Consider the following 4,605-nt stretch of genomic DNA (forward strand, 5'->3'; position numbering starts at 1 on the left):
GGGTAACAGTTTGGCGGGTAACAGTTTGGCTGTGTACGATAATACCGGCAATACCAGCAACTGGCGCGAGCAACAACTGTATGGCAGCAGCCGTTTGGGAATGTGGAAACCAAGCCTTAATTTAGCTACAGCCAATGGCAGCAGTATTTGGAACAGCTATGGCCTTAAGTTCTTTGAGTTAAGTAACCACTTGGGTAACGTAATGGCCGTAGTGAGCGATAACCGCTTGCAAAACGGTAGTACTTACGAGCCTGATGTAATTAACAGTAACGATTATTATGCCTTTGGCGGGCAGATGAACGGCCGCGATTTTACAAACCCAGGCGCACAGGCCTACCGTTATGGTTTTAACGGCAAGGAGAACGATAACGAGGTAAAGGGAACGGGCAACCAGCAGGATTACGGGATGCGGATCTATGACCCGAGGATTGGGAAGTTTTTGAGCGTGGACCCGATAACTTCTAAATATCCCGAATTGACACCTTATCAATTTGCAAGCAACAGGCCGATTGATGGGGTAGATATGGACGGTTTAGAATATCTTAATACATATATTAATGGAGTAGCCAGCCGACGCGATGCCGCTTTAAAAAGAGGCGATTATAAAGAAGCGCAGAGAATTACGGAAAGTGCTAATGCTCAAGCAATGGCGGCAATTTTAGTTTTCGATGCATTTTATACAAAGGGACGTTTAACACAACTTATAACAGGTTCGCAATTTTTTAGTGCATTTGATCATAATCAGGCAAAAACATCAGAAGGTAGGGCCCAACAGAATAAAGAATCATGGAATAATATTCCTGTGGTGTCAACTATTTTTGCAATCAATGGGAAAGAACATGGAAAGGGGATTTTACAGATAGCCTCGCTAAAAAATTTGCAGGGCGTTTCTGTATTGGAAGGTAACGTTTTTCAGTCTTTAGAAAAAGAAGTGCCCTTAGGAATAAGACCAGTTGAATTTACTAAAAGAGCTGGTATAACGATTACTGCTGAAGAAAGTAGTAGGATTTTAAACGGCATGGGGATTAAGTTGCCATCTAGAATCGGCTCCCCAGAAGCTTTACAAGAAGCTCTGAAGAATTCTCCTAGATTAAATGGGGCGCAAATAAACGAATTTTATAAGCAGGCTTCTAAAATTGCACAATAGAATAATGAGAAAAGAAAATATTATCATTACAGGAAGATTTCCATCATCGGACTTTTCTTTACTAAGAGAGGCCTTAAAGTTTAATATATTAAGCAAGTTAGAAGTTATTGTTTATTGTCTCTATTCAGAATATGAGATTCCATTAGGGACTATTTTTCATCGAATCGAAAATATGAATAATCAAATTGTCTATGAAGGTGAAATTAAATTAACAAATGTAACGCAACAATATTTAAAACCTTTTGATGGTATTCCTAAAGGATGGAAGACGATTTGTAAATTTAAATTTCAAGACCAAATTCCTTTAGCGTTAACTGAATTACCTGAAGTGTCTTGGGATGAAGCCGTTTCTTTACTTAGATTCAAATTGTAAACATGGCTCTACTGGCTTTCACAAGTCCATTACTAGGGCAAGTCTTAGCGGTTGGGGTAGTGGGCTAGCTGACTTGTGCTTTTACAGTACTTAACTAGTTAAGCTTTTTTTGATAGATTAATGTGCTGATTTAACTAAAGCACAAGTCAGGCCTTTGCTTGGGCCTGGGCGCTAAGACTTGCGCTAGATAGGGACTGCACTACCCGAAAAACACGGAACCACTCGTTTCCAAATATCCTTTTCAACATATACCTTTTGCAGTTAGGTAGTTAACCAATTAACTGTTTAATCATATGAAGAGTGCTACATTGGAAATTTGGAATTTTATCCGATATAGAATTAAAAGAAGAAATGATAAATAATGGATTAATAATCAAGGATATTAGTGGTAATGTTAATATTGATTATAATATAACTTCTTTAGGCATCACTTATTTGAAGCAGAATTTTGATAGAGGTAAAATAAGTATTTATGATAGTTTTCCTGAATTAAGTGAGTTTCTTGATGCACTTTTTGATGAATTTGTTATCTAGTTAGATATCTTTAGCTCCTTCCTAGCGCAAGTCTTGGTGTGCAGGCTTGTGAGCTGGTTGACTTGTGCTTTAAAATAATCTTATCCTGGCGTTTGTGCCGGGCTTTTTACTTTTCCAGCATTCCCTCACTAGCGCAAGTCTTAGTGTTTGGACTAGAGGGGTGGCTGACTTGTGCCTTCATAATACTTAGTTAGTCAAAATCTTATTAAGATGTTCTTCGCCACGTTAAGCTTTTTTATAAATTGATGATCTGCCATAATCGTTTTATATTTAGTTATGTGTACAAAATATAAGTTTCATGATCCGACAGCAATATATTTTGTTTCTTTTGCCGTTGTAGACTGGATTGATATTTTTACACGTGCTATTTACAGAGATCTTTTATTGGAAAGCTTATCTTATTGTAGAAAAGAAAAAGGCCTTAACTTACATGCCTGGGTAATCATGAGCAACCATGTCCATTTAATTGTAAGCAGTAGGGAAGGTTATCTATTGCCTAATATCATGCGCGATTTGAAGAAGTATTCATCATTTAGGATCTTAAAAGAAATAAAAGAAAGCATGATCGAAAGTAGAAAAGATTGGATGCTCTACCTGTTTTCAAAAGCCGGGCAACAAAATAGCAATAATAAAAACTTTCAATTTTGGAGGCAGGATAACCATCCTATCGAACTAGATCCACATCTCAATATGTTTGAAGAACGAATTCATTATCTTCACAATAATCCGGTAGAGGCGGGACTGGTGACAAATGCAGCTGACTATTTATACAGTAGTGCTGTAGATTATGAAGGAGGCAAAGGATTGATAGAGATTGATGTATTGATTTAGAGAAAGCACAAGTCAGGCCTTTGCTTGTGCCGAGGCGCTAAGACTTGCGCTAGATTGGGCTTTATAACAGAAGATTACCATTGGAAGCATAGTAATGCAATAGATTTTTCTGGAGAAAAGGGTTTGTTAGAAATTGATATAATTTAAGTTAATTTGGATACGAGCTACAAGCTCGCACCAGCTTGGGGGGAGGAGTCACCATAAATAAAGTTAAATAATAAAATAATAATGAATAACAGAGGCGATCGCTTTTTATTGCAATGCAAAATGAACTATTTTAAAGGGATTACTCCATCCAATCCAATTAATTATCAGGACTTGGATTACCAGCTATTAATTGATATTGGAATGGAGTATCTTAATAGTAATGAAATTGAAGAGTTTGCAAAATTCTTCAGAGAGAGCCAATATTTTGTTCCACTGTGGGCAGCTCATATAATATATGATTATGGGAACCCCAATAATCGATTAAAAAAAGAGTGTTTGGAGGTCATAAAAGATTATTCAGAACATCCTTTAAATAGTAAGATTTCAGAGGAAGAAACAGCTTGGATAAAGTTACATCAAGATGGATTTTGTGACTTTAAATAACGACAGTAATGTATCCCTCATTGGCCCTGCTAATTATATCGAAAAATTACAGAAGGGGGCTATAAAAGGAACTGGAAAAATAGAAAAACCATAACTATCATGATAGATAAAGTACAGAAAAATATAGAAAATAGTTATTTGTTCGGATGTATGAAGTATAGAAATGATTTATCATTTTATTTAATGCCCTCACTAGCGCAAGTCTTAGCAGCTAGGGCAGTGTTGGTGGCTGACTTGTGCTTTAAATTTTCTTAAGAGATTAATATATTTTTTGACTAAAGCACAAGTCGGGCCTTTGCTTGGGCCAGGGCGTTAAGACTTGCGCTAGATGGGGTAACTGGAAAGCTGGGTCGCTTGGCGATAATTTAAATACATTTAATAGCTTAGTAAATCAAGGGAAATCTCTTGAAGAGGCCGCTCTTGGCACTTTTACCGGTAAATTGGCTCAAAAAAATGGTTTTGGAAAAACTGTTATTGAAAATACCACTAAAGATGCAGGAGGCAATTATACCGGAGTTGATGTTGTATTYAAGAAAAAATAAAATATGGATGATTCAAGGTTTGATCAATTGGGCTTTTCAGGGTTTATTCATTTAGACCCAAAAAAAAGAGACGGTTTTTTAAGAAAGGTTTGGGTAGGTTTGTATAATGATAATATTATTACTTTTAATATTAAACTGATTCATGATCGTTGGGAATTGGAAAGAGTTGATTGTGATGTGCTTGACGATAGCTTGACTAATTTAATTTCAGATAAAAATAATATCGACAGGCTATTGAATTTCATTTCTGAGATACGATAGGCGTTAGGTTTCCTAGTGAGGGAAGTATAGGCCTATAACAGTCTCCTCTGCTAGTCCGAGCGGATTGCAGTTAGATAATTGTGCTGGTACGAGTTTTTAACTCGTACCAATATACAAAAGCCATAGTTCTAAAATCTAGAAAGTCGCAATCCTAAACTTTCATTATTTTCGAGACACAACAATCCATTTGAGGCGGGCTTTATAACAGAAGATTACCATTGGAAGTATAGTAGTGCAATAGATTTTTCTGGAGAAAGGGGTTTGTTAGAAATTGATATAATTTAAGTTAATTTGGATACGAGCTACAAGCTCGCACCAGCTTGGGG

General features: G+C 36.5%; 7 protein-coding genes. All 7 read left to right on the forward strand.

The features are described 5' to 3' along the window. On the forward strand, positions 1 to 1,147 hold a 1,147-nt coding region (locus AC1DND_RS24315; protein ID WP_477585138.1), incomplete at its 5' end, for an RHS repeat domain-containing protein. Between the two features lie 4 nt (positions 1,148 to 1,151). Next, positions 1,152 to 1,520 carry a hypothetical protein gene (locus AC1DND_RS24320; protein ID WP_477585139.1) on the forward strand — a complete coding sequence of 123 codons (369 nt, stop codon included), beginning with the start codon at positions 1,152 to 1,154 and terminating at the stop codon, positions 1,518 to 1,520. A 300-nt stretch (positions 1,521 to 1,820) separates the two neighbouring features. After that, on the forward strand, positions 1,821 to 2,054 hold the full coding sequence (locus AC1DND_RS24325; RefSeq protein WP_477585140.1) for a hypothetical protein: 234 nt from the start codon (positions 1,821 to 1,823) through the stop codon (positions 2,052 to 2,054). 276 nt (positions 2,055 to 2,330) lie between these two features. Then, entirely contained in the window at positions 2,331 to 2,885 is a 555-nt protein-coding gene (locus tag AC1DND_RS24330) for an REP-associated tyrosine transposase (RefSeq protein ID WP_477585141.1), read from the forward strand. Between the two features lie 228 nt (positions 2,886 to 3,113). Continuing rightward, the gene (locus AC1DND_RS24335) at positions 3,114 to 3,476 is read left to right on the forward strand and encodes a hypothetical protein (protein WP_477585142.1); all 363 of its coding nucleotides are present in this window, start codon (positions 3,114 to 3,116) and stop codon (positions 3,474 to 3,476) included. A gap of 299 nt (positions 3,477 to 3,775) precedes the next feature. Further along, positions 3,776 to 4,018, forward strand: coding sequence for a hypothetical protein (locus AC1DND_RS24340; RefSeq protein ID WP_477585143.1), 243 nt, complete (start codon positions 3,776 to 3,778; stop codon positions 4,016 to 4,018). Between the two features lie 3 nt (positions 4,019 to 4,021). Further along, positions 4,022 to 4,279, forward strand: a complete 258-nt coding sequence (locus tag AC1DND_RS24345; protein ID WP_477585144.1) for a hypothetical protein — start codon at positions 4,022 to 4,024, stop codon at positions 4,277 to 4,279. The last annotated feature ends 326 nt before the right edge of the window (positions 4,280 to 4,605 follow it).

The sequence above is a fragment of the Pedobacter sp. 01N416 genome, from assembly GCF_056399685.1.